24 protein-coding genes are annotated in these 25688 nt (G+C 62.2%); 17 read left to right on the top strand and 7 right to left on the bottom strand.

Annotation, left to right across the window (positions count from 1 at the left end):
* Positions 1-18: 18 nt before the first annotated feature.
* The gene (locus tag EA795_RS08695; RefSeq protein ID WP_122076643.1) at positions 19-897 is read right to left on the bottom strand and encodes a DUF6279 family lipoprotein; all 879 of its coding nucleotides are present in this window, start codon (positions 895-897) and stop codon (positions 19-21) included.
* A gap of 137 nt (positions 898-1034) precedes the next feature.
* Between EA795_RS08695 and EA795_RS08690 the strand changes: the two genes are divergently transcribed.
* Positions 1035-1223, top strand: coding sequence for a hypothetical protein (locus tag EA795_RS08690; RefSeq protein ID WP_065984179.1), 189 nt, complete (start codon positions 1035-1037; stop codon positions 1221-1223).
* Positions 1224-1306: 83 nt separating this feature from the next.
* Here the strand turns inward: EA795_RS08690 and EA795_RS08685 are convergent, their stop codons facing one another.
* The 4 genes from EA795_RS08685 to EA795_RS08670 form a co-directional block, all read right to left on the bottom strand.
* The gene (locus EA795_RS08685) at positions 1307-1840 is read right to left on the bottom strand and encodes a hypothetical protein (RefSeq protein WP_122076640.1); all 534 of its coding nucleotides are present in this window, start codon (positions 1838-1840) and stop codon (positions 1307-1309) included.
* A 77-nt stretch (positions 1841-1917) separates the two neighbouring features.
* Positions 1918-2688: a substrate-binding periplasmic protein gene (locus EA795_RS08680; RefSeq protein ID WP_170162218.1), complete on the bottom strand. Its 771-nt coding sequence runs from the start codon at positions 2686-2688 to the stop codon at positions 1918-1920.
* A gap of 80 nt (positions 2689-2768) precedes the next feature.
* Positions 2769-3491: an RNA pseudouridine synthase gene (locus EA795_RS08675; protein WP_122076635.1), complete on the bottom strand. Its 723-nt coding sequence runs from the start codon at positions 3489-3491 to the stop codon at positions 2769-2771.
* A 76-nt stretch (positions 3492-3567) separates the two neighbouring features.
* Positions 3568-3747 carry a PFL_1563 family small protein gene (locus tag EA795_RS08670; RefSeq protein WP_014851951.1) on the bottom strand — a complete coding sequence of 60 codons (180 nt, stop codon included), beginning with the start codon at positions 3745-3747 and terminating at the stop codon, positions 3568-3570.
* A gap of 205 nt (positions 3748-3952) precedes the next feature.
* Between EA795_RS08670 and EA795_RS08665 the strand changes: the two genes are divergently transcribed.
* From EA795_RS08665 to EA795_RS08595, 15 genes are all read left to right on the top strand, one after another.
* Positions 3953-5101 carry a PQQ-dependent sugar dehydrogenase gene (locus EA795_RS08665; RefSeq protein WP_122076632.1) on the top strand — a complete coding sequence of 383 codons (1149 nt, stop codon included), beginning with the start codon at positions 3953-3955 and terminating at the stop codon, positions 5099-5101.
* A gap of 133 nt (positions 5102-5234) precedes the next feature.
* Entirely contained in the window at positions 5235-7568 is a 2334-nt protein-coding gene (locus tag EA795_RS08660; protein WP_122076630.1) for a membrane-bound PQQ-dependent dehydrogenase, glucose/quinate/shikimate family, read from the top strand.
* Between the two features lie 57 nt (positions 7569-7625).
* On the top strand, positions 7626-8462 hold the full coding sequence (locus EA795_RS08655) for a CvfB family protein (protein WP_014851954.1): 837 nt from the start codon (positions 7626-7628) through the stop codon (positions 8460-8462).
* Between the two features lie 206 nt (positions 8463-8668).
* Entirely contained in the window at positions 8669-9202 is a 534-nt protein-coding gene (gene rfaH, locus EA795_RS08650) for a transcription/translation regulatory transformer protein RfaH (protein WP_238536417.1), read from the top strand.
* Between the two features lie 301 nt (positions 9203-9503).
* Entirely contained in the window at positions 9504-10658 is a 1155-nt protein-coding gene (locus tag EA795_RS08645; RefSeq protein WP_014851956.1) for an outer membrane beta-barrel protein, read from the top strand.
* A gap of 38 nt (positions 10659-10696) precedes the next feature.
* Entirely contained in the window at positions 10697-11230 is a 534-nt protein-coding gene (locus EA795_RS08640) for a polysaccharide biosynthesis/export family protein (protein ID WP_014851957.1), read from the top strand.
* A gap of 2 nt (positions 11231-11232) precedes the next feature.
* Positions 11233-13425: a GumC family protein gene (locus EA795_RS08635; protein ID WP_014851958.1), complete on the top strand. Its 2193-nt coding sequence runs from the start codon at positions 11233-11235 to the stop codon at positions 13423-13425.
* A gap of 144 nt (positions 13426-13569) precedes the next feature.
* A complete protein-coding gene (locus tag EA795_RS08630) occupies positions 13570-14916 on the top strand; it encodes a UDP-glucose dehydrogenase family protein (RefSeq protein WP_014851959.1) in 1347 nt (448 codons plus the stop codon).
* 13 nt (positions 14917-14929) lie between these two features.
* Entirely contained in the window at positions 14930-16297 is a 1368-nt protein-coding gene (locus EA795_RS08625; protein ID WP_014851960.1) for a lipopolysaccharide biosynthesis protein, read from the top strand.
* Between the two features lie 46 nt (positions 16298-16343).
* Positions 16344-17501, top strand: coding sequence for a glycosyltransferase (locus EA795_RS08620; RefSeq protein WP_014851961.1), 1158 nt, complete (start codon positions 16344-16346; stop codon positions 17499-17501).
* Positions 17502-17542: 41 nt separating this feature from the next.
* Complete coding sequence (gene gmd, locus EA795_RS08615) at positions 17543-18667, top strand: GDP-mannose 4,6-dehydratase (protein WP_014851962.1); 1125 nt, start codon at positions 17543-17545, stop codon at positions 18665-18667.
* A gap of 3 nt (positions 18668-18670) precedes the next feature.
* Positions 18671-19645, top strand: a complete 975-nt coding sequence (fcl, locus tag EA795_RS08610) for a GDP-L-fucose synthase (RefSeq protein WP_122076627.1) — start codon at positions 18671-18673, stop codon at positions 19643-19645.
* 83 nt (positions 19646-19728) lie between these two features.
* Positions 19729-21078, top strand: coding sequence for a hypothetical protein (locus EA795_RS08605; protein ID WP_240644998.1), 1350 nt, complete (start codon positions 19729-19731; stop codon positions 21076-21078).
* Positions 21041-21805 carry a glycosyltransferase gene (locus EA795_RS08600; protein WP_014851965.1) on the top strand — a complete coding sequence of 255 codons (765 nt, stop codon included), beginning with the start codon at positions 21041-21043 and terminating at the stop codon, positions 21803-21805. Before EA795_RS08605 ends, EA795_RS08600 begins: the two co-directional genes overlap by 38 nt.
* 56 nt (positions 21806-21861) lie before the next feature.
* A complete protein-coding gene (locus EA795_RS08595) occupies positions 21862-22842 on the top strand; it encodes a phosphoribosyltransferase family protein (protein ID WP_058076402.1) in 981 nt (326 codons plus the stop codon).
* A 44-nt stretch (positions 22843-22886) separates the two neighbouring features.
* Here the strand turns inward: EA795_RS08595 and EA795_RS08590 are convergent, their stop codons facing one another.
* On the bottom strand, positions 22887-23933 hold the full coding sequence (locus EA795_RS08590) for a glycoside hydrolase family 5 protein (protein WP_122076621.1): 1047 nt from the start codon (positions 23931-23933) through the stop codon (positions 22887-22889).
* A 175-nt stretch (positions 23934-24108) separates the two neighbouring features.
* Here EA795_RS08590 and EA795_RS08585 point away from each other — a divergent pair, with 175 nt between their 5' ends.
* Positions 24109-24903 carry a WecB/TagA/CpsF family glycosyltransferase gene (locus EA795_RS08585; RefSeq protein WP_238536418.1) on the top strand — a complete coding sequence of 265 codons (795 nt, stop codon included), beginning with the start codon at positions 24109-24111 and terminating at the stop codon, positions 24901-24903.
* Positions 24904-25130: 227 nt separating this feature from the next.
* On the opposite strand, the gene EA795_RS08580 is transcribed toward EA795_RS08585, so the two are convergent.
* Positions 25131-25343 carry a hypervirulence associated TUDOR domain-containing protein gene (locus EA795_RS08580; RefSeq protein WP_014851969.1) on the bottom strand — a complete coding sequence of 71 codons (213 nt, stop codon included), beginning with the start codon at positions 25341-25343 and terminating at the stop codon, positions 25131-25133.
* Positions 25344-25688: the final 345 nt, after the last annotated feature.

Below are 25688 nucleotides of genomic sequence, written 5' to 3'. Positions count from 1 at the left end.
CTGATGCCGGTCGCTGGGCTAGGGTCTGGCTTCGTCCAGGCAGTCCAGCGAGGCCAGGTCGTCGTGCAGGCCCTGCAGGCGCTGGCTCAGGCGGCTGCGTTGCGCCGCGCTGGCCATTGCGTAGAGGTCGCGGATCAGTTCCAGCGTAGCCTGCTCGGTCCGTGGAACGCTGCGCCGGTAGGCATCGGTCCAGAACGCCTCGGGTTCCTGCAGCAGCGGCGCCAGACGCGTCGGGAAGTCGGCGTCGTGGCGCCGTTTGACGGCTTCGACGAGTGCCGCCTGCCAATGCCGACGGTTATCCAACCAGCGACGGTTCTGTTCGCCCAGCGCATGGGACCATTGCAGGATGCGTTGTCGCTGCGCGGCATCCAGGCGGCCGGTCCAGTGCTCGACGCGCTCCTGCATGCGTTCGGCGCGTTCGCGAATCTGCCGTGGCAGCTCCGGCTCGACGAATTTTTCCTGCAGTTGCCGCTGTTTTTCTGCGAGCGTCTCCTGCAGGCGCCGCACCTGGCGCTCGTCGAGGCTGCCGAGCAGTTCGCTGGCCGAGGGGCTGATGCGCACGGCTATCGCCTCGATGGCCTGGCGCATTTTTCGCTGGTGAGCGCGCAGCGTCGCCACTTCGATTCGGTCTTCGGCGACTTCGCGCTGCAGCGTCTCCAGCCCTTCGAGATAGATCGGCAACTGGCTACGGCAGTGCCAGGCCTGATGCTCGCGCAGTTGTGCCTTGAGACGCGCCTGCTGGGCGCTGTTCATGTCCAGGTAGTCGTTCAGCGACCAGGGAATCAGGATGTCCAGGTTGCGGTAGGCGAGGTTGATGCGGCTGCAGGCACTCAGCAACAGCAGTGCCGCGATCGACAGCAGCAGTAGCTTGCCGCGGCCTGTCAGGTGGTTATCCATCGTGCCCTCGTATCTGGCGGCCTTCGCAGTTGTAGAGCCGACCGAGCCGGCGCAGTTCGCCCGCTGGGAGCAAACCGGAGGCGGCTGTGGTCACTGTAGCAAGGGCGTTTTCTACGACGAACCAGCTGGAGATCCAGATGCAGACGCAGATCAAGCACCTCAAAGGCGATGACGTACCCAAGGCCTGGCGCCCCACCTGGGCGGTGTGCTGGGTGGTGGAAGTGGATGGCCAGATCATCGCCGGGCCCTATGCCTCGCGAGAGGAGGCCGAGGCGGCGGCGTCCGGTGAGGAAGACCCCAAGCTGTCGCAAACGCCAGCGCCGTAGGGTGGATGTCGCTTTTTACTTCCACTGTGACCCTGGTTTGTCGGACCGCTGAAGCGTGGCCTGGCGATTAGCGGCCGCCCCGGTTACCGACAGCGGGCGGGACAAGGCAGCGGTAGCAGTTGCGGCGGCTCCTCCACCAGCTGGGAAACCAGTTCGAGGGCCTTTTCGAACGAGGGATAACCGCTTAGCGCGACGTCCAGTTGTGCGTAGGCCTTGCGATAGCGCTCGGCTTCGAGCGGGTCGCGTTTCTCGATCAGATAGGGCTCATGATGGATCTTGTAGAGCAGCGCGATGGCGTGCGGATGGCCCTTTTTCTGCGCCTTCTGCAGCTGCTTCAGCACTTCGGAAGGCTGCGGTCCCTGGCGGATCATCAGCAAGGCCTGGTAGAAGTCGGTCTCGCCATGACGATCCTGCGGGGCGCTGCGCGCGAGCAGCGCATGAGCGAGTTCATAGCCTTCTTCGTTGCCGGTGGAGATGAGAATCTTGGCCTGTAGCAGATCGTTCTCGTAGAGCAGCCGCTCGGCACGGCAGGCTTCGCTGTCCGGGGATTGATGGCAGAGCTGCGAGGCGCAGCCGCCCAACGCCAGGAGCAGGCCGATCACCAGTATTTTTTTCATCGCGGCTTGTGTTCTCTTCGGTTCGTTATTCGTTCATGGCGTGTCGGCATCGTTCGACCCGTGCGGTGCCGTGCCGTTCACCGGTGCTGCTTGTCCGCAGCAATGGGCTGCAACCCGTAGCGATCGAGCAGGCGGTGCCAGCGAGGATTGTCCGAAAGCGCTTCGGTGATCTCGCGCAGGTAGCTTTTCACTGCATCGTCGAGGCTGGCGGTCAGCATCAGGCGACGTTCGAATTGATACAGCGGCCTGGCCGAGATGTACAGATCCCGCTGTGGGTCGGTTTTTCGGTAGTAGAGCAGCGTCGAGCGCGGGAGCAGTGCCGTATCGATACGCCCGGCACGCAGCTTCTGCAGGTTCTGCAGATCCGAATGGACGTCTTCGCGCCTGATCAGGCCGCGCTCGATGGCGCTGTCGAGGCTCGTGTAGCGATGGCCCAGTACCCCGCCGAGCGTCAGGCCGTAAAGCGATTCGGTGCCCTGGTAATCGTAGGCGGTGGTGGCCAGGGAGATGAAATCCTGCTGGTCGTGCAGTAGCGGGCGCGACCAGGTGGCGTGGGCGGACTGTGCCTCGGAAAGGAATTCCGGCGTGCCCCATAGCAACACGCCTGGCTGGTTCTCGATGAGGCGCATGTCCAGCCGTTTGCGCGGCAGCTGGACCAGCTTGAACAGAAAGCGCCCGGCATTGGTGGCGTGCCGATTGAGCAGATCGACGAAGGCATCCGACACGCCCGGTGCATCCGGCAGTGCGAAGGGGGGCGAGGTGTGATAACTCCAGACTTCGACCGGTTTCTGCGCAACGCAGGGCAGCGGCAACAACCCGAGCAGTAACGCCAGGAGAACTCTATGCACGATGCACTCTTTTCAGCGAGACCCTGGAACAGTCTAGTCGTCACCGAGGGAGATGCATCGCTGACTTGCGTGCGAGCGCCTCAGAAACGCTCGTGTTCGCCCAGGTAGCGCCAGTTCCCCAGCGGCAGCTTGGCCATCGACAGGCGCCCTATGCGGATGCGCTTGCAGGCGATCACACGCAGCCCGATCGCCTCGCACAGCTGTCGCACGTCGCCGGGCTGGGGTTCCTTGAGGACGATGCGCAGGCGGGTCTCGTTCTGCCAGCTGGCCTTGGCCCTGGGCAGGATCCGGCCGCGATGACCGATACCCTTGTCGAGCAGGGCCAGGCCGTTGGTTTCCGGCTCGCCGGCGACCTCGACGATGTATTCCTGTTCGAGCTTGTTGCGCGAGTCGCTCAGTCTTCGGATCACCTCGCGCTGCTGGCTGAACACCAGCAGGCCGCTCATGTCCGGCTCCAGTGGCAACAGCTCGGTATGACGAGCGAGGTGCCGCTGCAGGGGCGCGCTCCGGGTCGGATCCTCAGGCCAGCGAGCGGCCTCGCCCAGCATGTGCTGGACGCTGGCGGAATCGATAGCGGGCGTCTGTCCGGCTGCCTTGTGCATCAGCAGGGTCACGGGCGGTGTTTCGATTGCAAGGGCGCCGGGCAGCAACTCGATACGTTGCGTCTGAACCTTGAAATACGGGGCTTCGACAGTCTGTCCGTCGACCTGGACCCAGCCGCCTTCGATATAGAGTTCGGCCTCACGCCGGGAGCAGCCCACCAGTTCGGCAAGGCGTTTGGACAGGCGGATCGGCTCGGTCATGTGCAACTCGGGAGGAGAGAAAAAGCGAGCGAGCCACGGCGAAGGGTCGCGCCCTGTAGCTCGCTGAAAAGGAGGGTTACTTCTTGCTGATGGTGATCTGGCGCGACGGGCCTTGCGTCTGTCCGCTGACCCCGTTGGGAATCTTCTGGATTTCGCCGCCGGCCTTCAGAAATGCGGCCATCTGCGCCGCGAGGGACTGGCTGGTTTCGCTGGCGGGTTCCGGCTTGCGCTTGGCTGATGAGGTCTTGCTGGCCATCGTACTCTCTTTTCCTTTGGTCAATCGAACCGGGCATTATACAGATTTTGTTGGGGAGCGTTCGATTATCCGCTCGGCGGCCCACGCTGCGTCGGCATTCGGCGGCAATGGGGCCAATGCTGCCCGTGCGGAACGCCCGGCCATGGTCTTCACTCAAAGGTCCGGCGCGGTGAGTTGCCGTGCCTCGATCGCTGGAGGATTGCACATGCTGAGCCGTTGCCTGCGCGCTGCGCTTGGGGGCGTTGCGTTGTTAGCGTCATCGATGGCGTTCGCGCAGATCGAACATTACCCGAGCGAGCAGGGGCGGGTCAGCGTCGAGGACGTCGTCGGTGGGTTGGCGTTTCCCTGGAGCCTGGCGTTTCTCCCCGATGGCAAGCGGATGCTGGTCACCGAACGGCCGGGTCGACTGCGCCTGGTCGGTCTCGATGGAAAGCTGTCCGAACCGCTGGAAGGCGTGCCGGAGGTGTTCGCCAGCGCTCAGGGCGGTTTGCTGGATGTGCGACTGTCACCGGATTTCGAGCAGGATCGGCTGGTCTATCTCAGCTATGCCGAGGCCGGGAGCGATGGCCGGGCGGGAACGGCCGTCGGGCGAGGAAAACTGAGTGCCGACCTGGCGCGCCTGGAAGGTTTCGAGGTGATCTTCCGCCAGCAGCCGAAACTGTCCACGGGTCATCACTTCGGTTCGCGGCTGGTCTTCGACCGGGACGGCAACCTGTTCGTCGCCCTCGGCGAGAACAATCAGCGCCCCACGGCTCAGGACATGGACAAGCACCAGGGCAAGGTCGTGCGTATCCGGCCCGATGGCCAGGCGCTGGCGGACAATCCCTTCGTCGACCGGCAGGGCGTGCCGCCGGAAATCTGGTCGCTGGGGCACCGCAACCAGCAGGGCGCCGCCATCAACCCCTGGACCGGTGAGCTCTGGACCCACGAGCACGGGCCGCGCGGCGGCGATGAAATCAACCTGCCCAAGCCGGGCCGCAACTATGGCTGGCCGTTGGCGACCCATGGCATCAACTACAACGGCCAGCCGATTCCCGAGGCCACGGGCGAGGTCGTCGAAGGCAGTGAAGCCCCGCATCATGTGTGGGTGGAGTCGCCCGGTATCAGCGGGATGGCCTTCTACGATGCCGAGCGTTTCCCGGCCTGGCAGCACAACTTGTTCATCGGTGCGTTGGTGGATCGCTCGCTGATTCGCCTGCAGCTGGAAGGCGACGAGATCGCTCACGAAGAACGGCTGCTCAAGGAGCTGGGCGCGCGCGTCCGTGACGTGCGGCTGGGGCCGGATGGCTATCTCTACCTGCTCACCGATTCCGACGATGGGCAGTTGCTGCGGGTCGGGCTCGAGGCCGACTGAGCGTCACGCGTTCGCAGCGTTTCGGGAGCAAAACCTGACCGCCACCGGTCAACTTCCATACGCGGCCGTCCTGACGGCGGTCAGCGATGCGCCGCAGTGAAGCGCGGCCCGACAACAACAAGAAGGAGATTCCGTGGCGGTCGTCATCAGTGGCGTGTTGTGCCTCATCCTCGGCCTGGTGCTGGCGGTGGGTGGCGTCAAGCTCATTGGCCTGGGCGGTACCTGGTATTTCGCCATTCTCGGCGCCGGCTTCCTGTTCACTGGCGTGCTGTTGCTGGCACGCCGCCGCGCGGCGCTGTGGGTATATGCCCTGGTGATGCTCGGTGCCCTGGGCTGGACCTTGTACGAGGTCGGGTTCGACTGGTGGCAACTGGCGCCGCGCGGCAGCCTCATCGCGCCACTCGGATTGTGGTTGCTGACGCCCTGGGTGGTGAAGCGCCTGGGCTGGCAACACTACGGCGCGCGTGTCTGGGGCGGCGGCGCGTTGCCGCTGCTGCTGGCCGTAGTACTCTGGGGTGCCACGGCCGTACAGGCCATCAATACCGATACCCATGACATCAAGGGCATGCTGCCCGCGGCGCTGACCAGCGCGCCGGCGGCGACCGATGCGCAGGTGCCCGCCGGCGAGTGGCATGCCTACGGGCGTACACAGCATGGCACCCGTTATTCGCCACTGGCACAGATCACGCCGAGCAACGTGGATCGGCTCGAGCCGGTATGGCATTACCGCACCGGTGACGTACGGCGCCCTGGTGATCCCGAGGAAACCACCTACGAAGTCACGCCGCTGATGGTCGATGACAGCCTGTACCTTTGTACGCCGCACAATCTCGTCATCGCCCTGGATGCCGAAACCGGCGAGGAGCGTTGGCGCTTCGATCCGCAGGTGCCGGATTCGAGCAATCGCCAGCACCTGACCTGCCGCGGCCTGGCCTATCACGCCAGCGCCGGCCCGGACGAGGGGCAGGCCTGCCGCCAGCGCTTGTTCATGCCGACCGCGGATGCGCGGCTGATTGCCCTGGATGCCGGTACCGGCGAGGTGTGTCCGGCATTCGGCGACAAGGGGCAGGTCAACCTGTGGGCCAACATGCCGAACGTCACCGAGGGCTTCTACTATTCCACCTCGCCGCCCGTCATCGCCAATGACCTGCTGATCATCGGCGGGGCGGTGAACGACAATATTTCGCCCTCGGAACCGTCGGGGGTGATCCGCGCTTATGACGTCATCAGCGGCGAGCTCAAGTGGAACTGGGACCCGGGCAACCCCGAGCGGACCGAGCCGATCGGCCCCGACGAAACCTATGTGCAAAGCACGCCCAACAGCTGGAGCATTTCCAGCGCCGACGAGGCGCTGGGGCTGGTGTACGTGCCGCTGGGCAATCCGGCTACCGACCAGTGGGGCGGTGAGCGAAGCGAGAGCAGCGAGCGCTTTTCCTCGTCCATCGTGGCGCTGGAAGTGGCAACCGGCCGTCTGCGCTGGGAATTCCAGACCGTGCATCACGATCTCTGGGATATGGACGTGCCGGCGCAGCCGAGCCTGGTCGATATCCAGACCGCCGAGGGCCTGGTGCCGGCGCTGGTGGCGCCGACCAAGCAGGGCGACATCTATGTGCTCGATCGCCGCAGCGGCGAGCCGATCCTGCCGGTGCGCGAAGTGCCGGCGCCGCAGGGCGCGGCTGACGGCGACTGGACGGCACCGACGCAGCCGGTTTCGGCGCTGAGCTACGCGCCGCCGGTGCTGCGAGACAAGGACCTGTGGGGCGCCACCTTCGTCGACCAGATGATGTGCCACATCCAGTTCCATTCGCTGCGCTACGAAGGGCGCTACACGCCGCCCTCGACCCAGGGATCGCTGATCCATCCGGGTAACTTCGGCGTCTTCAACTGGGGCGGGGTGGCTGTCGACCCGGTGCGGCAGATGGTATTCAGCACGCCGGCCTACCTGCCGTTCACCTCGACCCTGGTGCCGCGCGAGGACGACGAGACTACCTACGTTTCCGAGCGCGAGCCCTATCTCAACGAGAATTTCGGTGCGCCATTCGCGGTGAAGCTCGAAGCCTTCGTCTCGCCCATCGGCCTGCCGTGCACCGCGCCGCCCTGGGGTTATGTGGCGGGCGCCGATCTGCGTACCGGCAAGACCCACTGGTTGCGCAAGAACGGCACCGTGCGTGACCGGGCGCCGATTCCACTGCCGTTCAAGATGGGCGTGCCGAGCCTCGGCGGGCCGATGTTGACGGCCGGGGGCGTGGCCTTTCTCAGTGGCACGCTTGATTACTACCTGCGCGCCTACGACGTGACCACCGGCCGGGAGTTGTGGAAAGCACGGCTGCCCGCCGGCGGTCAGGCGACGCCCATGACCTACGAAAGCCGTTCCGGCCGGCAGATGGTCGTGGTGGTCGCCGGCGGCCACGGCTCGCTCGGCACCAGGGCCGGTGACTCGGTCATCGCCTATGCGTTGCCGCAATAGCGGCCGGCCGGGCTCCGGCTGCTAGAATCACCCGCTTTCATCTCAGGATCATTCGTCATGGCGGCAATCGGGCGCTACAACAGCCTGCAAATCACCAAGCACACCGGTTTCGGCCTCTATCTGGACGGTGGCCCGGACGGCGAAATCCTGCTGCCCAACCGCTACATTCCCAAGGACGTGCCCACCGAGGTGGACGACTGGCTGAACGTCTTCGTCTACCTGGACAGCGACGACAAGCTGATCGCCACCACCGAGAAACCCAAGGTGCAGGTCGGTGAGTTCGCCAGCCTGAAGGTGGTACAGATCAACCGCGTCGGGCTGTTTCTCGACTGGGGCCTGCCCAAGGACCTGCTGCTGCCGCATTCGGAAGAGAAGCGCCCGCTGCAGGAAGGCGACTACTGCGTGGTCCACGTCTATCTCGACAAGCACACGCGGCGCATCACCGCGACTGCGAAGCTGGATCGCTACCTGGACAGGACGCCGCCGCGCTACCGGGTCGGCGAGGCCGTCGATCTGCTGGTGGTGGAAACCACCGACATGGGCTTCAAGGCCATCATCAATGGCCAGCACTGGGGGCTGATCCACAAGAACGAGGCGTTCAAGTTCCTGCGTGGCGGCACGCGCGAAAAGGGCTATATCAAGCAGCTGCGCGACGACGGCAAGATCAGCCTGAGCCTGCAGCCGGTCGGGAGCGAGGCGGCTGATGCGTTGCAGGCGCTGATCCTGCAGAAACTCCAGGAAAACCAGGGCACCCTGGCCGTCAGCGACAAGAGCCCGGCCGACGAGATCGCCCGGTTGTTCGGCGTCAGCAAGGGGAACTTCAAGAAGGCCATCGGTGGCCTCTACAAGCAGGGGCGGATCGTCATCCACCCTGATCGCATCGAACTGACCTGAGCGGTTCCCTCCGTACCCCCTTCCTTTATCTGCACGGCGAACGAACGGAAACCTTCCCGCCCCGTTCGTCCTTGCATTCATATCCCGATGTAAACGCGGGGAACTCCTGGCGACTCGACCGTGTCCAGAAAGGGCGCCTGATACAGGTGCCTTTGGTGACGAACAGGCGTTATTGAACGCCGATGTCGAGGGGCTACGGAGAAGCTGTGAACAGACCGACTGAATTGCCAACGAGTGCCTGGTACCTGCTTCAGTGCAAGCCGCGCCAGGATGCGCGGGCGCATGAGCATCTCGACCGCCAGGGTTTCGAATGTTTCGCACCGACCCTCACGCGCGAAACCATCCGTGCGGGCAAGCTCAGGCACCTGCAGCAGCCGCTTTTCCCGGGTTACGTATTCATTCGCATGAGCGCGGACGACAGCTGGTTGTCCTTGCGTTCCACGCGGGGCGTCAGCCACGTCGTCGCGTTCTGCGGACAGCCCTGTCGGGTCAGGGATTCCATCATCGACCACCTCAAGCTGCGTTGCGCCGCCATGACGCACGACCCCGTGCTGATGCCCGGCGATCGGGTGCAGATCAAGGTGGGGGAGTTCGCCGACATGGAGGCGATCTTCCTTTCGATGGATGGCCAGGAGCGGGTCATGTTGCTGCTCAGCCTGCTCAACCGCGAGCAACACATTCAGGTTGGCCTGGCCAGCGTGCAGCCGGTCCGGGCGCAGGGCGCGATGGCGTCCTTCTAACAAGAAATATCCAGAACCACATTGATTTGCCTGCCCCGAGAACAGCCGTTTCGGGACTTGGGCAGGTGGCCTGTCGAGTTGACGAGGCCGTTGTCGCGCACAGGGTTACGAACGCCTGGGGCGGTAGCGTGCCTGGAACCGGAGCGGGCAGGGCGAGGGCAGAAACGGAGGAATGAATGGGGTTTCGCCAGAAATCCGGCGCTTTGCAACTGTTTCGCCAATTCGCGGTCTGTTGCCTGGCTCCTGTTCCGATGTGATGCAGGCAGAACAACAACATCCATCTCCGAGAAGGGATTCCCTAATGAGGAACATCACGCTTGCCGGTGTATCGCTGCTCTGTTTGAGCACCAATAGCTGGGCGGAAATCGATCCACAGGACATTCATATCGGTGTCTTCCGCTTTACGCCGACCTTGGAGCTGCGTGAAAGCTACAACGACAACTACCGTGGCCTGTCAACGAACGAGCAGGAATCCTGGATTACCGGCATCAGCCCGACGTTCCTGCTCAGCACGGGCAACCGCAACAGCGAATACGAGCTTCAATACAACGCGGACAACCAGACCTACCACTCCGACTCGGAAGCCAGCCATACGGACCACCATGTGCGGCTGCGCAGCATCATGGAGCTCACCTCCCGGCATCGACTGAGCTGGGGGCTGGAATACCACCGCGTCGAAGAAACCTCGGATACCGAATCGATCACCGAGAACGACAAGTACAGCCAGGCCATCGCGCGTGCTTCCTATCGCTACGGTGCGCCCACGGCGCGCAATCAGCTGGAATTCGGCACCCACTACGAGCAGCGCCGCTATCACAACAGCGGTGACCTCAATGCCAGCGAAGAGCGCGACAGCCTGATGTTCAACTCCATCTGGTACCACCGCCTGGGAGGCGGGGTTCGTTCGCTGCTGGAGCTGCGGCATACCGATCACGACTACAAACAGGCCTCGGCGCGGCGCGACAGCACCAACGTGGCCGTGCTCGGCGGTGCCATCTGGGACGCCACGGCGAAAACCTCCGGCAACGTGCGGCTTGGCGCCGAGCGCAAGGACTTCGACAGCGACACCCGAAAAGACTTCACCAGCCCCATGTGGGAAGTGGGCGTGACCTGGAAGCCGCGCACCTACTCGGTGTTCAACCTCAACACGCGCCGCGCCTTCGATGAAGGCGACGACGGCGCCAGCACCATCAACGACTGGACCACCGAGGCCACCTGGGACCACGAGTGGACGTCCCGTATCGCCACCGAACTGAAGTACCGCTACTCGGAACGCGAATACGAGGGCATCGACCGCGACGACGATCGAACCTCTTATGGCGTGGGTGTGACCTATTCGCCTGACCGCTGGATCGATGTCGGCCTTTCCTATCTGAGGACCGAGAACGACTCGACTCTGGACTGGAGAACCTTCGACCGAAACATCTACATGCTGAGCCTGGAACTGAGCCTGTGAGGCCAGGGACGTCAACCGTGCCTATGGAGGAGCCGACAATGCCCACCCGGAACATCTTCAAATACTTCGCCCTGTTGCTGCTGCTGGCCTGCAGCTTCTCGGCGACCGCCACGCAGTACCGGCTCGGTTCGGGCGACGTGATCAGCGTCAGCGTCCACGGCGAGCCCGACCTGACGTTCGAACAGATACGCCTGACCGACGCGGGAACCTTCACCTTTCCCTTCATCGGCGAGGTGGATGCCAACGACAAGACCCCCGGCGAGGTTCGCAACCTGCTGGTCGAGCAGCTCAAGGATGGCTACCTGAAGGACCCGCGGGTATCCGTCAGTGTCGTCAACTATCGCGAGTTCTACATCGCCGGTGAGGTCAAGGCGCCCGGTGGCTATCCCTACCAGCCGGGTCTCACGCTGGACCGTGCGATCGCGCTGGCCGGCGGCCTGACGGAGCGAGCCTCCACCAACCGCATGAGCATCGTGCGCAATTCCGAAGGCAGCCGCAAAGCGGAGAAAGCCAACATGGATACGCTGGTTCGCCCAGGCGATACGATCAACATCGATGAAGGATTCTTCTAATCATGAACAGCCCTGTTCGTCCGGATCGTCCGTGGCAGCGTTCTACCAGCACCGACGATAGCGACTTCATCGACCTGAAGAAAATCTGGCACGCCGTCTGGTCGCGCAAGTGGGGCATCGTCCTGCTGGTGGCGGTGGTGGCAGTGCTGATGGCCGTGCTGCTGTCGCGCATGACGCCCATCTACAAGGCTGTGACCTCGGTGATCATCGAGGTCAAGGGCACGCCCGTGGTGTCGTTCCAGCCAGCGAACGCGCCCACCGAGGTCAGTGAATACCTGCAGACCCAGCTGAGCCTGATCCAGAGCCGCGGCGTTGCGGAAAAGGTCGTCCGCGACCTCGAGCTGACCGAGCATCCCGAGTTCGACCTGCGCCAGCAGCCCGGACCGCTGATCGACATCGGCGGCATGCTGGACGCCATCATGGGCGAAGAGCCCGAGCCGCTGACCGAAGCGCAGATCATGGACCATGCGACCCAGGTCTTCATGGACAGGACCACCGTATGGGTGGAGGGCAAGAGCCAGCTGGTCTACCTGTCGGTCGCGATGGCCGACAAGCTGATGGCTGCGCAGGCGGCCAACCACCTGGCGACCAGCTACATCGAGGCGCAGTTGGAAGCCAAGGTGGAAATGTCGATGACCGCGGCGAGCTGGATGAACACCCGCCTGGTCGATCTGCGGCAGAACCTGAAGGATTCCGAAGACCGCCTGCAGGCCTACCTGGATGCCGAGGGGCTGGTCGACATGGATGGCGTCGGGACCATCAGCGCCAACGAGCTGTCGCTGACCGGTGATCGGATGATCGATGCACGGCGTCAGCGTGCCGAAGCCGAGAGCCAGTTCCGTCAGGTGGAATCCATGCGCGATCAGGGCTGGGAGCGCCTGGCCAGTGTGCCGGCCGTGCTGGGACACCCGCTGATCCAGCAATTCAAGGCCGATCGTGCCCATGCCCGTTCCCGTGTCGAGGACCTGTCGCGACGTTATGGCGATCGGCACCCGGCCATGCAGTCGGCGCGTTCCGATCTCAACGCGGCAACCGCGAGCCTGCGCCAGCAGGTGGAGCAGGTGGTGGCGAGCATCGAGCGCAGCTATCAACTGGCGGTGGCCAACGAGAACTCCCTGCGCGCCTCGTTCAACGACAACAAGGAGCAGATCCAAGACATCTCCCGCAAGGAGTTCAAGGTTCGCGACCTGCAGCGTGAAGTGGAAGCCAACCGTGCGCTCTATGACACCTTCATGACCCGGCTGCAGGAAACCACCGCGACTTCCGACCTCAGCTCGACCAACGCCCGTATCGTCGACGAAGCCATTCCGCCGGCCCAGGCCAGCGAGCCGAACACCAGGCTGTTCATGGTCGTGGCGTTGTTCCTGGCGCTGGTCGTCGGCATTGCCCAGGCCATCATCCGCGAGATCCTGGACAACACCTTCAAGAGCTCGGACGAGGTCGAGACCAAGCTCAACCTGCCGGTCATGGGCATCGTGCCGCAGGTGCCGCGCAATCTTCGCAAGCAGGTCAGCCACCTGTTCCAGCGCAACGAGGAAAAGCGCTTCTGCGAGGCCATTCGCACCATCCGTACCAACATCACCCTGACCGAGGGCAACCAGCCGCGCCAGGTGCTGGTGGTGACGTCCACCGCACCGGGCGAGGGCAAGAGTTCGGTCTCGGCCAACCTGGCCTTCGCCATGGGCCAACTGAACCGCGTGCTGCTGATCGACGCCGACTTGCGCCGGGCGACGCTGGACCAGACCTTCGAGTTCGCACCGGGCACGCCTGGCCTGGCCAACCTGATCGGCGGCAACGCCAAGCTCGACGACTGCATCCGCAGTGTGGGCAACGTCGACATGATTTCCGCCGGAACCGTGCCGTCGAACCCGCTGGAACTGCTCTCTTCGCCGCGGTTCGCCAAGCTGCTGGAAGCAGTCAAGGGGCGCTACGACCGGATCATCATCGATTCGCCGCCGAGCCAGGCTGTCAGCGATGCGGCCGTGCTGTCCATCCTCGCGGACGCGGTGATCTACGTCATCAAGTCGGAAAGCACGCTGATTCCTCATGCGCAGAAAGGCGTTGCCCAGCTGCTGCAGAGCAATGCGCCGGTCGCCGGCGTGGTGCTCAACCATGTCGACGTCGAGAAGGCCAAGCGCAACGGACAGTTCCGCGGCTACTACGACCATTACGGATACAGCGAACAGACCGTCTAGTCCGATTCGCTGTCGAGCATAGCGCCCGGGGTTCCGTGGAACCCCGGCCTTTCCTGATCACTGCCCAGCAACCCTGGCTGCCAGCCGTACTGGCGGGGCGGGCTGCGGCATGGCTGAACAACGTCTAAAACGAGGAATCGGGTAATGAACATCACGGTCGTAGGGAGTGGCTACGTCGGCCTCGTGACAGGGGCCTGCATCGCGGAGATGGGCAATACGGTCTACTGCGTCGATGTCGACAAGGAGAAGATCGCCAACCTCAAGCAGGGCATCCTGCCAATCTACGAGCCGGGGCTGGAAACCATCGTCAGCGAAAATCACGCCTCGGGTCGCCTGCATTTCACCACCTCGCTGAGCGAGGCAGTGGAACAGTCCGAAGTGTTCTTCATCGCCGTCGGCACGCCGCCCGGCGAGGATGGCTCGGCGGATCTGCGCTACGTGCTGGAAGTGGCCCGGCAGATCGGCGATCACCTCACCAGCCCGGCCATCGTGGTGAACAAGTCCACCGTGCCGGTGGGCACCGCGGACCTGGTGCGCGCCGCCGTCGCCGAACGCCTCGAAGCGCGTGGTGTGGACGTGGAGTTCTCGGTGGTTTCCAACCCCGAGTTCCTCAAGGAGGGCGCGGCGGTCAACGATTTCATGCACCCCGACCGGATCGTCATTGGTGCCGACAACGAGCATGCGCGACAGGTCATGAGCCGCATCTACGCGCCCTTCATTCGCAACCGCCCGCGCACCATGTTCATGGGCATTCGCGATGCGGAAATGACCAAGTACGCCGCCAACGCCATGCTGGCGACCAAGATTTCCTTCATGAACGAAATCGCCGGGCTCTGCGAACGGCTGGACGTGGACGTGGAGAACGTGCGCCTGGGCATCGGTTCCGACGAGCGCATCGGCTACCACTTCATCTATGCCGGCTGCGGTTATGGCGGCTCGTGCTTCCCGAAGGACGTCAAGGCGCTGATCAACATCGCCCACCAGATCGACTTCGAACCAAAGCTGCTGCAGGCGGTTGAAGCGCGCAACGAGCAGCAGAAGCACACCCTGTTCGACAAGATTTCCGCCCACTACGGAGGCAACCTCGGCGGCCGTACCTTCGCGGTCTGGGGGCTGGCCTTCAAGCCGGGCACCGACGACATGCGCGAAGCGCCGAGCGTGGTGCTGATCAACAGCCTGATTGCCGCCGGCGCCAAGGTGCGGGCCTTCGATCCGGTGGCCAGTGACACGGCCCGCCGCGAATTCCCCGAGGCCTGGTTCGCCGAGGAGAAGCTGCAGATCGTCGAAGGCCAGTACGAGGCGGCCATCGATGCCGACGCGCTGTGCCTGGTGACCGAGTGGAAACCCTTCCGCCGCCCGGATTTCCGCGCGCTGAAGCGGTTGCTGAAGACGCCGCTGATTATCGACGGCCGCAACCAGTACGACACCGAGCAGATCGCCCGCGAAGGCTTCGCCTACTACGGCATCGGCCGCAAGTCGATCGCGGCGTGAACGGAAATCGCCAGTGAACGTCATCGAACAGCAGGACGGCCAGCCGGCTTCCGGTTCGTCCATGGAACGGTTGAAAGAGGCCTTGCGCGGCGGCATGCGTAGCAAGCTGCTGCGCAACATCCTGACGGTCGTCAGCGGTACGGCCGGCGCCCAGGCCATCACCATGGCCTTCATGCCGGTCATCACGCGCATCTACGGGCCCGAAGCCTACGGCGTGCTGGGCACCTTCCTGAGCGTGACGCTGATGCTCATCCCGATCGCGGCGCTGACCTATCCCATCGCCATCGTGCTGCCCAAGCGCGACGGCGATGCGCGCGGGCTGGTGCGGCTGTCGCTGATGCTCGCCGTGCTGCTGGCCGCGCTGGCGGCGCTGTCGATCCATCTTTTTGGCGGCTGGCTCGTCGAGAAGGCGGATGTCGCGGTGATCGAGCCGTACCTGATGCTGATACCGCTGGTGATGTTCAGTGGTGCGGCACTGGAGATCGCCCAGCAATGGCTGTATCGCACTCAGCAGTTTCGCATCACTGCCAGCGTGGCGGTGGGCAACTCACTGCTGTTCAATTCGCTGCGCACCGGGGCCGGGCTGATCCAGTCGTCCGCGCTGGTGCTGGTCTGCACCACCGCGCTGCAACAGGCGCTGCATGCCGCAATGCTGGGCCTGGCCATGTGGCGCGCCAAGGCCCATGACCATGGCGCGGAAAAAACCGCGGAGCCGGTGCCCGGCCTGGCGGCCCTGGCGCGGCGGCACGCGGATTTTCCGCTGTACCGCGCGCCGGTGATCCTGATCAACGCGATCTCCCAACACCTGCCGACGCTGGTGCTGGCGGTCTACTTCGGGCCGGCGGCAGCAGGCTTCTTCGCCTTGGGCAAACAGGTGCTGAGCATGCCGACCAACCTCATCGGCAAGTCCGTGGGGGATGTCTATTACCCGCGCATCACCCGTGCCATCCACGACGGCGAGGCGGTCACCTCGATGCTGGTGAAGGCCACGTCCGCGCTGGCGCTGGTAGGGCTGGTGCCGTTCGCCGTGGTGATAGTCGCCGGCCCGGCGTTGTTCGCCTGGGTATTCGGCGCCGAGTGGCGGGTGGCGGGCGAGTTCGCGCGCTGGCTGGCGCTGGCGGAGTTCTTCATCTTCATCTCGCGGCCCTGCGTGGTCACGGTGCCGGCGCTGTCGCTGCAGAAGCGCTTCCTGTTGTTCGAGGTCGTCAGCACGGCGTTGCGTATCGGCGCGCTGTTCGCCGGCGCGCTGCTGTGGAGCGAGGCGGTCGTGACGGTGCAGGCCTTCGCCTGCGCCAGCGTCCTGATCTATTCGGCGCTGATGGTGATCGTGCTGATCGCCTCGCGGGTGTGGTACGCGCGGCGAACGGAGCAGGGCCAGTGAGCATGCTCCGGTACATCTTCAAACACTCAAGTGGTTCGGATTCGATATGACAGTCAACTTGCCCACCGTCGTCGTCATTGGCTACAACCGGCCGAAAAGCCTCGGCCGCCTGCTGCGCTCGTTGAGCAAGGCGCACTATCCGGCCGGCAACGTGCGCCTGGTGATCAGCCTGGACAAATCCGACACCCTGGAGCCGCTGCAGGCGGCCAGGGATTTCGACTGGCCCTATGGCGAAAAGCGGGTGATCGCCCGCGAGCAGCGCATGGGCCTGCGCCAGCACGTGTTGAGCTGCGGCGACCTGACCGAGGAGTACGGCGACATCGTGGTGCTGGAAGACGACCTGTTCGTCTCGCCGCACTTCTACGAGTACAGCGTGCGGGCCGCCGCCTTCTATGCCGACGAGCCGAAAGTGGCGGGCATCAGCCTCTATAGCCAGCAGTTCAACCAGACCGCCAACCTGCCGTTCACGCCCATCGACAACGGCGATTCGCATGTCCACTTCATGCAGCTGGCGGCGTCCTGGGGGCAGATCTGGTCGCGTCGCAACTGGCAGGGCTTCCGCACCTGGCTGCAGGAGCAGGGCACCGATGTGAGCGCCATCGAGGGCATCCCCGGGGACATTCGCAGCTGGCCCGAGTCGTCCTGGCTGAAACTGCACAACGCCTACATCATCTCCCAGGACCTGTACTTCGTTTATCCCTACCGCTCGCTGACCACCAACTTCGGCGATCCGGGGCAGCATTTTTATGTCGCCTCGTCGCGCTTCCAGGTGGCGATCCAGCAGCAGCGCATCGACTACCGTTTCGCCCGGCTGCAAGAGAGCCTGGCCGTATACGACGCCTTCTGCGAGCTGTCGCCGGCCAGCATCAAGCGCCTGAACGGCAAACTGGCCCACCTGGATTTCACCGTCAATCTCTACGGCTGCAAGGATTGCCGCAACGGCCTGCAACTGACCCGCACGACCAAGCCGGGCCTGCACAGCTTCAGCCTGTCGATGAAGCCGATGGAGCTCAGCGTTCTGCATGACGTGGAAGGCGAGGGCATCGCCCTGATCGAGGCCGCGCAGGTCGACGAGGCATCGCTCAGCGCACCGCGTACGCAGTACGACACCTATCGCTTCTTCTACAAGTTTCCGTCGTTGCCGGTCATCTGCTTCGGCTTTCTGGAGCGTCTGCAGCTGATGCTCAAAGGCGCCAAACCCTGACTAATCCCCTCTCATCTTTTAATTGACCAGGAGTTCGTGAAATGGAACGGAAAAGAGCGTTGATCACCGGGATTACCGGCCAGGATGGTTCATATCTCGCGGAACTGCTGCTGGAAAAAGGTTACGAGGTCCATGGCATCAAGCGCCGTGCCTCGTCGTTCAACACCCAGCGGGTGGACCACATCTATCAGGACCCGCACGTCCAGAACCAGAATTTCGTCCTGCACTACGGCGATCTCAGCGATTCCTCCAACCTGACCCGCATCATCCAGGAAGTGCAACCCGACGAGGTCTACAACCTCGCGGCGCAATCCCACGTGGCGGTGAGCTTCGAGGCACCCGAATACACCGCCGATGTCGACGGCCTGGGCACCCTGCGCCTGCTCGAGGCCATCCGTCTGCTCGGCCTGGAGAAGAAGACCCGTTTCTACCAGGCCTCGACGTCCGAGCTTTACGGCCTGGTGCAGGAAATTCCGCAGAAGGAAACCACGCCTTTCTACCCGCGCTCGCCCTACGCGGTGGCCAAGCTCTACGCCTACTGGATCACGGTCAACTACCGCGAGGCATACGGCATGTATGCCTGCAACGGCATCCTGTTCAACCATGAATCGCCGCGCCGAGGCGAGACCTTCGTTACCCGCAAGATCACCCGTGGCCTGGCCAACATCGCCCAGGGACTGGAAGACTGCCTGTACATGGGCAACCTCGATTCGCTGCGCGACTGGGGGCATGCCAAGGACTACGTGCGCATGCAGTGGATGATGCTGCAGCAGGAGCAGGCCGACGACTTCGTCATCGCCACGGGCGTGCAGTATTCGGTGCGTGAGTTCATTCGCTGGTCGGCGGCCGAACTGGGCGTGCGCCTGCGCTTCGAGGGCAGCGGTGTCGATGAGCGGGCCGTCATCGAAGGCATCGAGGGCAACAAGGCACCGGCATTGAAGGAAGGCGACGTCATCGTGCGCGTCGATCCGCGTTACTTCCGCCCGGCGGAAGTCGAGACGCTGCTGGGCGATCCGAGCAAGGCCAAGCAGAAGCTGGGCTGGACGCCGGAGATCAGCGTGCAGCAGATGTGCGCCGAGATGGTCGATGAAGACCTGAAGATCGCCCGCCGTCACGCCCTGCTCAAGGAGCACGGGCACGATGTTCCGGTCAGCGTGGAGAACTGAGCCATGCCACGGGAACAGGATCAGCGCATCTTCATCGCCGGCCATCGCGGGATGGTCGGCTCGGCGATCGTGCGTCGGCTGCAGGCGCTCGGCTACGGCAACTTGATTACCCGCTCGCGGGACGAGCTGGACCTGCTGGACCAGGCGGCAGTGGCTGCCTTCTTCGCCGAGCAGCGGATCGACCAGGTCTATCTCGCCTCGGCCAAGGTCGGCGGTATCCATGCCAACAACGCCTATCCGGCCGAGTTCATCTATCAGAACCTGATGATCGAGGCCAACGTCATCCACGCCGCGCACAGCCACGGCGTGCAGAAGCTGCTGTTTCTCGGCTCCTCCTGCATCTACCCCAGGGAGGCCGAGCAGCCGATGAAGGAAGAGGCGCTGCTGACCGGCACGCTGGAGCCGACCAACGAGCCCTACGCCATCGCCAAGATTGCCGGCATCAAGCTCTGCGAGAGCTACAACCGCCAGTACGGGCGCGATTACCGCAGCGTGATGCCGACCAACCTGTATGGCCCGAACGACAACTTCCACCCGGAAAACAGTCACGTCATCCCGGCGTTGCTGCGCCGCTTCCATGAAGCCGGCCAGCGTGGCGACGAGCAGGTGGTCATCTGGGGCAGCGGCAAGCCCATGCGCGAATTCCTCCACGTCGACGACATGGCTGCGGCCAGCGTGCATGTGATGGAGCTGGAGGCGAGCGCCTACCAGGCCTGCACGCAGCCCATGCTTTCGCACATCAACGTCGGGACCGGCGTCGATTGCAGCATCCGCGAACTGGCGGAAACCGTCGCGCGGGTCACCGAATACCAGGGGGAGCTGGCATTCGACAGCAGCAAGCCGGATGGAACCATGCGCAAGCTGATGGACGTTTCACGCCTCGAGGCTCTGGGCTGGCAGGCGAGCATCGGCCTGGAGGAGGGGCTGCGCGACGCCTATCGCTGGTTCGTCGAGCATCAGGATCGGGCAAGGGGCTGAATCGGCTGCCCGCCGCAGGCGAGCGACGGATATTTACGCCAGCCCCGTTGTCCATGAACACACGCGCGGGCGCCGGCTGATGGGTGGTGCGGGCGCGCCGGCGGTCAAGGCTGCGTCATGGCGATCGAAACTCAACTGGGATTAGCGCTTTGTTAAGGAAAATACTGGCCTACCGAAACCTGCTTTTCATGCTGGTTTTGCTGAACTCCACCTGCTTCTTCCTCACGGATGACAAAAGGGCGGGTGTTCCCTATCTGCAGGAGATTTTCCTGCTGTTCGTCGTGGGCGCGACGGCCTGTCTGTTCGTGGCCTGGCGATGGGTCTACCAGTCCAAGACGAGCCTGTGGATCATCTTCATGGGCACGGTGCTGCCCCTGGTTTCGGCGGTGCTGGCCTATCTGAATTTCGAGCAGCCGATCGTCTACGGGCTGTTCGAGGAGAGACGTTTCCTCCAGTACCTGATCTTCTTCCCGGTGCTGTTCCTGCTGATCCAGGCACAGCCGACCCAGGCCGAGCTGGAGAAGTACTTTCTCTACATCGCCATCTTCTGCGCGACCTTCGGCTTCACCTACTACCTGGGCATCATTCCGCAGAACCAGGCGGCGGCGTTCACGGTCGACAACTGGTTGCAATACGAAGACGCGCTGCGGCCGAACCGTTTCCGCATCGCCTCGCCCTACATCTCCGTGGCGGTATTCATGGTGATGTACAGCATGCGAGACCGGGTCACCCTCGGCAAACTCTGCATCTTGCTGTATTTCGTCGCCTATCTCTGGCTGGTTCTGCAGACCCGCCAGACGATGCTGGTATGGGCGCTGGCGGGGCTCTGGATCTTCCGCAAGCGCGTCGATTCGCTATTGAAGATGAGCATATTGGGGCTGGCGATCCTGGTTGTTTCTTATCTGTTGATGCCCGAGTTCTATCAGCAGCAGTACGACAGGCTCCATGCGCTGATATTCGAAGCGACCGGCCAGACCAGCGTAAGGGATGTAACGGTTTCGATCATTCTCGACGCCATCCGTGACAACCATTATTTCGGCATGGGTGCGCTATCGCTGCAGTGGCAGGGTGGTTTCTCAGCGATCTACAACTCGCACTTCTATCTTTCCGATGTCGGGCTGTTCGGTGTTTATTATCGTTATGGTTTCCTGACGCCTGTCGTCGTGCTGCTCTTCTATGGTGGTTTCATCTGGATAATGCGCAAATGTCCCGATAAAGGGAATTTGCTTGCCGCCCTGCAATTGGCATTCGTATCGGGGATGCTGAACTTCACGCTGTCCAATGCGCTGACATTTTCCGGCGACGTATATGGGATGGCCGCTGCGTTCTTCCTTTATTACGCCAAGGTTCAGGCCAGTGAAAAAACCTTAAATGCAAATATCGAACGGGTGAATTATGGTCAGTTTCAGTATCGTAACTATAAACTGGAATAATCTGGACGGACTGCGCGATACCTACCAGAGCCTGAGCCGTCAGACCTGTCGAAACTTTCGCTGGATCGTCATCGATGGCGCGTCCACCGATGGCAGTGTCGAGTGGTTGCAAGCGCTGGACGATGCCCAGGCGGAAATTACCATCGAGCCTGACAAGGGCATCTACGATGCGATGGACAAAGGGCGTGCGAAGGCCGTGGAAACCCCGGGCTACACGCTGTTTCTCAACAGCGGCGACTGCCTGGCGGACGCCGAAGTGCTGGAGAGAATCACCGCGCAGGTGCAGCGCGCCGATATCAAGCCGAAGTTCATCTATGGCGATTTCTATCAGAAGACCGCCAGCGGACGATTGATCAGAACCAGTGCCAGACCCATCGAACGCGCGCCAATCGGCCTGCCGGCCAGCCACCAGACCATGTATTTCGAGAATGAACGCCTGCGCCAGTTCAGGTTCAGGCTCGATTACAAGTTGTCGGCCGACTATTGCCTGCTCATCGAGTTTCTGCAGGGACTCGATGTCAAGACGGCCGTCATGCAGTTGCCATTTCCATTGTGCATATTCGATACGACCGGTGTTTCCCATAAGCGGCGTTTCGACGCCATTCGTGAAGACATGCAGATCCGCAGGCGCTTTCTGAACTTCTCGCTGATGAACGCCTTCGCCTTATATGTACTGCACTATGTCCATACCCATACCAAACAGTTGCGCTCTTCACTGAGCCGTTAAGGCGGTTCGAGGAGCAGGAGAAAGCAACAACAAAAATCGGCGGACAGGAGAGGTCCATGAAATACAGAGGCTTGAACGACCTATCGCAACTTAGCTCGCGGTTCGCCAGCAGGGTGCCCAATGATGTCGAGCTGATTGTCGGTATTCCACGCAGCGGTATGCTGGTCGCCAGCATCATCGCGCTCAAGCTCAATCTGCCGTTGACGGATCTTTATTCATTTCTTCGCAACGACGACCTGAAGAAAGGCAACACGCGGGCCTACAAGCACGACCAGCTGGTCAAGCCGCACGAAGCACGCACCATCCTGCTGGTGGATGACAGCCTTTCGACGGGCAATTCGATGCGGGCCGCCTGCGACCAGGTCAAGGCCATCTATGGCGGGACCGTGGTGACCATGGCGGCGTTCGTGGAAAGGCACAACCGGCATCAGGTCGACCTCTACTTCGAAGAGGTGGAACAGCCGCGCGTCTTCGAATGGAACATCATGCATCACCCGCTTCTGGCCCACGCCTGTCTGGATATCGACGGTGTGCTCTGCGTCGATCCGACGGCGGAGGAAAACGACGATGGGCCGGGCTACCTCGATTTCCTCTGCAATACACGACCGCTGTTCATCCCTTCGGTGAAGGTCGCCCACCTGGTTACCAGCAGGCTGGAGAAGTACCGGCCAGAGACCGAACGCTGGCTGCACAAGCACGGCGTTCAGTACGGCCAGTTGCACATGCTCGATCTGCCCAGCGCCGAGGAACGGCGGCGGCTGAACATGCACCACAAGTTCAAGGCGGAGGTGTTCGGCAAGGATCCCGCGGCGCGTTTGTTCATCGAAAGCGAAGTCAACCAGGCGCTGGAGATCACCCGCCTGACCGGCAAGCCGGTGTACTGCATCGAAACCAACGAGATGTACCTGCCGGGACAGTTGCCGAATCTGAAGGCCGACATCGTGCGCAAGAGCCACAGCCTGAAACGCAAGGTGCTCAACAGGGTGAAATCGAGGATCTCTCGCTGGTTGCCGGACTCCCCGGTTTCCAAGGTTTGAGCAGGTAAGGCATGCGACCCTCTTCGCACGGGCCGCAACCGTGTTCAGCCCCGTGGTCCGATTGCCTGGCAGTCGCCTTGGCCAACGTACTTCTCGAGTACTGCCCACTGCGGACGGTCCTTGCCGTCCTTCGGCTCGACCGAGAGCTTGTAATTGCCCCAGGCCTTGCCGGCGGCCCAGTAGTTCATGGGTATGCAATGCTGCTGCAGGTACGACAGGAGATTATCCATCGCTTCCAGCAGGCGGGGGTCGTCACCGGGGACGCCAAACTCACCGATATGACCTTTACGGCCATGCTCGATAAGCCATTCGACGAAGGGCCTGGCTCTTTTCACGCCGACCATGGTGTCGAAATCGTCCGGCAGTGGGTCCTTGTACAGGCCGTTGCCGTGCTTATCGACATACAGGTGCGCCGAGAAGATCAGCTTGTCGGCGGGGTCCTTCAGCTGCAGGAGCGGGTCGTTGTACTTGCGCCAGAGGTAGCTGCTGGACCAGAAGTTGCCTTCGATGAGCAGCGGGCGCTCGCGATCATGCTTGCGTATCGCATCGATCCCGGCCTGGGCGGCGGCCGGCCAGTATTCGTCCACGCCGTGGGGCTCGTTCATGATGTCGTAGGCGTAGAGCCCCTCGCTGTCCTTCCAGCGCCTGGCGATTCGCTCGAGAAGGTCCTCGTAGGCCGAGATGGGTACCTGCTCGGAGCCGATCTTCTGTTTCTTGTAGCGTGCATAGTTGTGGATATCGAGGATGACGCGCATGTCGTGCTCGGCAGCCTGCTCGAGCACCCCGTCGATCAGCGAGGCGTAATCCTCGTTCAGTTCCTCGTTCAGCTCCCATTGCAGGCGCTCCCACAGGATCGGAAAGCGAATGGTGCGTATGCCCTTGTCCTTCCATTGCTGCAGGTAATCGGGGGCGGGGAAGAAGTAGTTGGTCTTGTACTTGCCGGGATAGATGCCGCCGGCGAACGCGGCTCCGCCGATGTTGAGGCCTATCAGGTCGATGGCCTCTGCCTGCGCACCCGCGCTGGTGGCTATCAGTGCGATACCGGCGAGCGTCCGTTTCGCTTTCCGGGAAATGCTACCTATTCCTTTCATGGCCATGCCTCGTCATCTGTCGGGGTGTCGCTGAAAGTTGCAACAGTTTCGTTTGTCCTGCAGCGAAGCGCTTTGTTCAGTTTTTTCCATGAACTGCTCGCCTTGAATGGCAGGAAGACTCGCCCGGTGGAGTATCAGGCCGGTTGGAAGTGAATTTAAAACAGAGAAGTCATTTATGAAAAACTCGCTCACCAGAAGGATGGATCCTTTGATAGGGAAGCTTAAACTACTGGATGAGGCTGATACTGGTTCGCTGATGACAGAGTTGCGTAAACGCGAGACGCCGACGATTCTCGGTTTCTTGAATCAGCATGCTTACAACATTGCGCAGCGCCATCCGAAGATTTATGAAAGTTTCTTCGAGGTCAATTATCTGTTGCGTGATGGCGTCGGGATAAAGATGGCCTGCCTGCTCAATGGCGTGGAGCCGAAGGCCAATCTGAATGGTTCGGATTTCATTCCCCGCTTGATAGAGGACTTTGTCGGGGACTCGGAAGATCACTATGAGTTGTTTGCGCTGGGTACCCAGGAACCCTGGTTGAGCGATGGTGCCAGGGAACTGTTCGGTGATCGGCCCTTCCATGCGCTGGATGGCTTTCAGAAGTCTGGCGATTATCTGCAGTTCGTGACCTCAAGGCACGTAAAGGGGCGCTTCCCCATCATCGTGCTGGCAATGGGGATGCCCAAGCAGGAGCAGATCGCCGTTCAGTTGCGCGACGCTCTGGATACGCCCGCCTTGCTGATCTGCGGCGGTGCGATTCTGGATTTTGCCGCTCAGCGCTTTCCCCGTGCGCCCTTGCTGATGAGGCGTTTCGGGCTTGAATGGCTGTTCCGCCTGCTGATCGAACCGCGCCGCTTGTTCAAGCGCTATGCGTTGGGTATTCCGTTGTTCTTCTACTATCTGTCGCGCAATGCCTTCGGCAAACAGCGCAATGGTGGTGACTGGAACGTGCTGGAGCGTGAGCCTTGAACGGCTGAACGCTTCGCGCTGCCGCCATGAGGCGGCAAGGCATTACACCAGGGCACCGATAGGGTGCCGTTCTTTCCTCCCTTCCTCCGTACGGCGCCGAACGGGTGCCGTCACATCCCTGCTTGCGCTCCAGCCATAACCCCAGCACGGCTGAGCGTCCCGCCACTCATCATCAATGCCCTTCGATCGCCACGCCTGATAGACAGGCATGGCGGTAGCCTTGTCCGTCAATCGAGCTTCTTGAGCGCGCTCCCCTTGTGCATCGCGACGTGATCGGTCTTGTCGCTCTTGATCTCATATTGGGGCTCTTCCGGACTGGCCCGACGCCGATGTCCTTTGTAGTCGGTGTCGGCGGTATGCACCTTGATAATCTTCCCGCTGACAAATCCTGCTTCGGAGTTCCACCGAACATGATCGCCAACTTTGAATGAATGGCTCATTGAATGCCTCCTTTTACGTTTCGCTTGTTAAACGCAACGGCTTTTATCAATGAATTTGAGACATGGAGAAGGCGTTGGAAACGCCACCGTTCGTCGGGAAGTAATAGTAAGACTTAAGCCTTCAATATGCAGCCATTCAAAAAAATGACGCCGTTCAGCGCCGTTGCGCAACGTGTTAAAGGGCTTCGTTTGCCGATTTTGGCACTGGCGAAGCGCCACGTGCTAATAGCACATTAATATCTTTGCCGTTTCCGTGACGGTACTTTGGCGATATTTTGCTGGCGAGAAATTTCCATTCTTTCAGGAAACCTATTATAAAGCCGCCACGCAACGGGATGGCTCGCT

Source organism: Stutzerimonas nitrititolerans (genome assembly GCF_003696285.1).
Lineage (GTDB): Bacteria > Pseudomonadota > Gammaproteobacteria > Pseudomonadales > Pseudomonadaceae > Stutzerimonas > Stutzerimonas nitrititolerans.
This window is presented reverse-complemented; position numbering and strand designations above follow the sequence as displayed.

Coding starts and splice junctions, on each gene's coding strand:
- EA795_RS08695 (WP_122076643.1), bottom strand. CDS start 897: ATGGATAACCACCTGACAGGCCGCGGCAAGCTACTGCTGCTGTCGATC.
- EA795_RS08690 (WP_065984179.1), top strand. CDS start 1,035: ATGCAGACGCAGATCAAGCACCTCAAAGGCGATGACGTACCCAAGGCC.
- EA795_RS08685 (WP_122076640.1), bottom strand. CDS start 1,840: ATGAAAAAAATACTGGTGATCGGCCTGCTCCTGGCGTTGGGCGGCTGC.
- EA795_RS08675 (WP_122076635.1), bottom strand. CDS start 3,491: ATGACCGAGCCGATCCGCCTGTCCAAACGCCTTGCCGAACTGGTGGGC.
- EA795_RS08670 (WP_014851951.1), bottom strand. CDS start 3,747: ATGGCCAGCAAGACCTCATCAGCCAAGCGCAAGCCGGAACCCGCCAGC.
- EA795_RS08665 (WP_122076632.1), top strand. CDS start 3,953: ATGCTGAGCCGTTGCCTGCGCGCTGCGCTTGGGGGCGTTGCGTTGTTA.
- EA795_RS08655 (WP_014851954.1), top strand. CDS start 7,626: ATGGCGGCAATCGGGCGCTACAACAGCCTGCAAATCACCAAGCACACC.
- EA795_RS08645 (WP_014851956.1), top strand. CDS start 9,504: ATGAGGAACATCACGCTTGCCGGTGTATCGCTGCTCTGTTTGAGCACC.
- EA795_RS08640 (WP_014851957.1), top strand. CDS start 10,697: ATGCCCACCCGGAACATCTTCAAATACTTCGCCCTGTTGCTGCTGCTG.
- EA795_RS08635 (WP_014851958.1), top strand. CDS start 11,233: ATGAACAGCCCTGTTCGTCCGGATCGTCCGTGGCAGCGTTCTACCAGC.
- EA795_RS08630 (WP_014851959.1), top strand. CDS start 13,570: ATGAACATCACGGTCGTAGGGAGTGGCTACGTCGGCCTCGTGACAGGG.
- EA795_RS08620 (WP_014851961.1), top strand. CDS start 16,344: ATGACAGTCAACTTGCCCACCGTCGTCGTCATTGGCTACAACCGGCCG.
- gmd (WP_014851962.1), top strand. CDS start 17,543: ATGGAACGGAAAAGAGCGTTGATCACCGGGATTACCGGCCAGGATGGT.
- fcl (WP_122076627.1), top strand. CDS start 18,671: ATGCCACGGGAACAGGATCAGCGCATCTTCATCGCCGGCCATCGCGGG.
- EA795_RS08600 (WP_014851965.1), top strand. CDS start 21,041: ATGGTCAGTTTCAGTATCGTAACTATAAACTGGAATAATCTGGACGGA.
- EA795_RS08595 (WP_058076402.1), top strand. CDS start 21,862: ATGAAATACAGAGGCTTGAACGACCTATCGCAACTTAGCTCGCGGTTC.
- EA795_RS08590 (WP_122076621.1), bottom strand. CDS start 23,933: ATGAAAGGAATAGGTAGCATTTCCCGGAAAGCGAAACGGACGCTCGCC.
- EA795_RS08585 (WP_238536418.1), top strand. CDS start 24,109: ATGAAAAACTCGCTCACCAGAAGGATGGATCCTTTGATAGGGAAGCTT.
- EA795_RS08580 (WP_014851969.1), bottom strand. CDS start 25,343: ATGAGCCATTCATTCAAAGTTGGCGATCATGTTCGGTGGAACTCCGAA.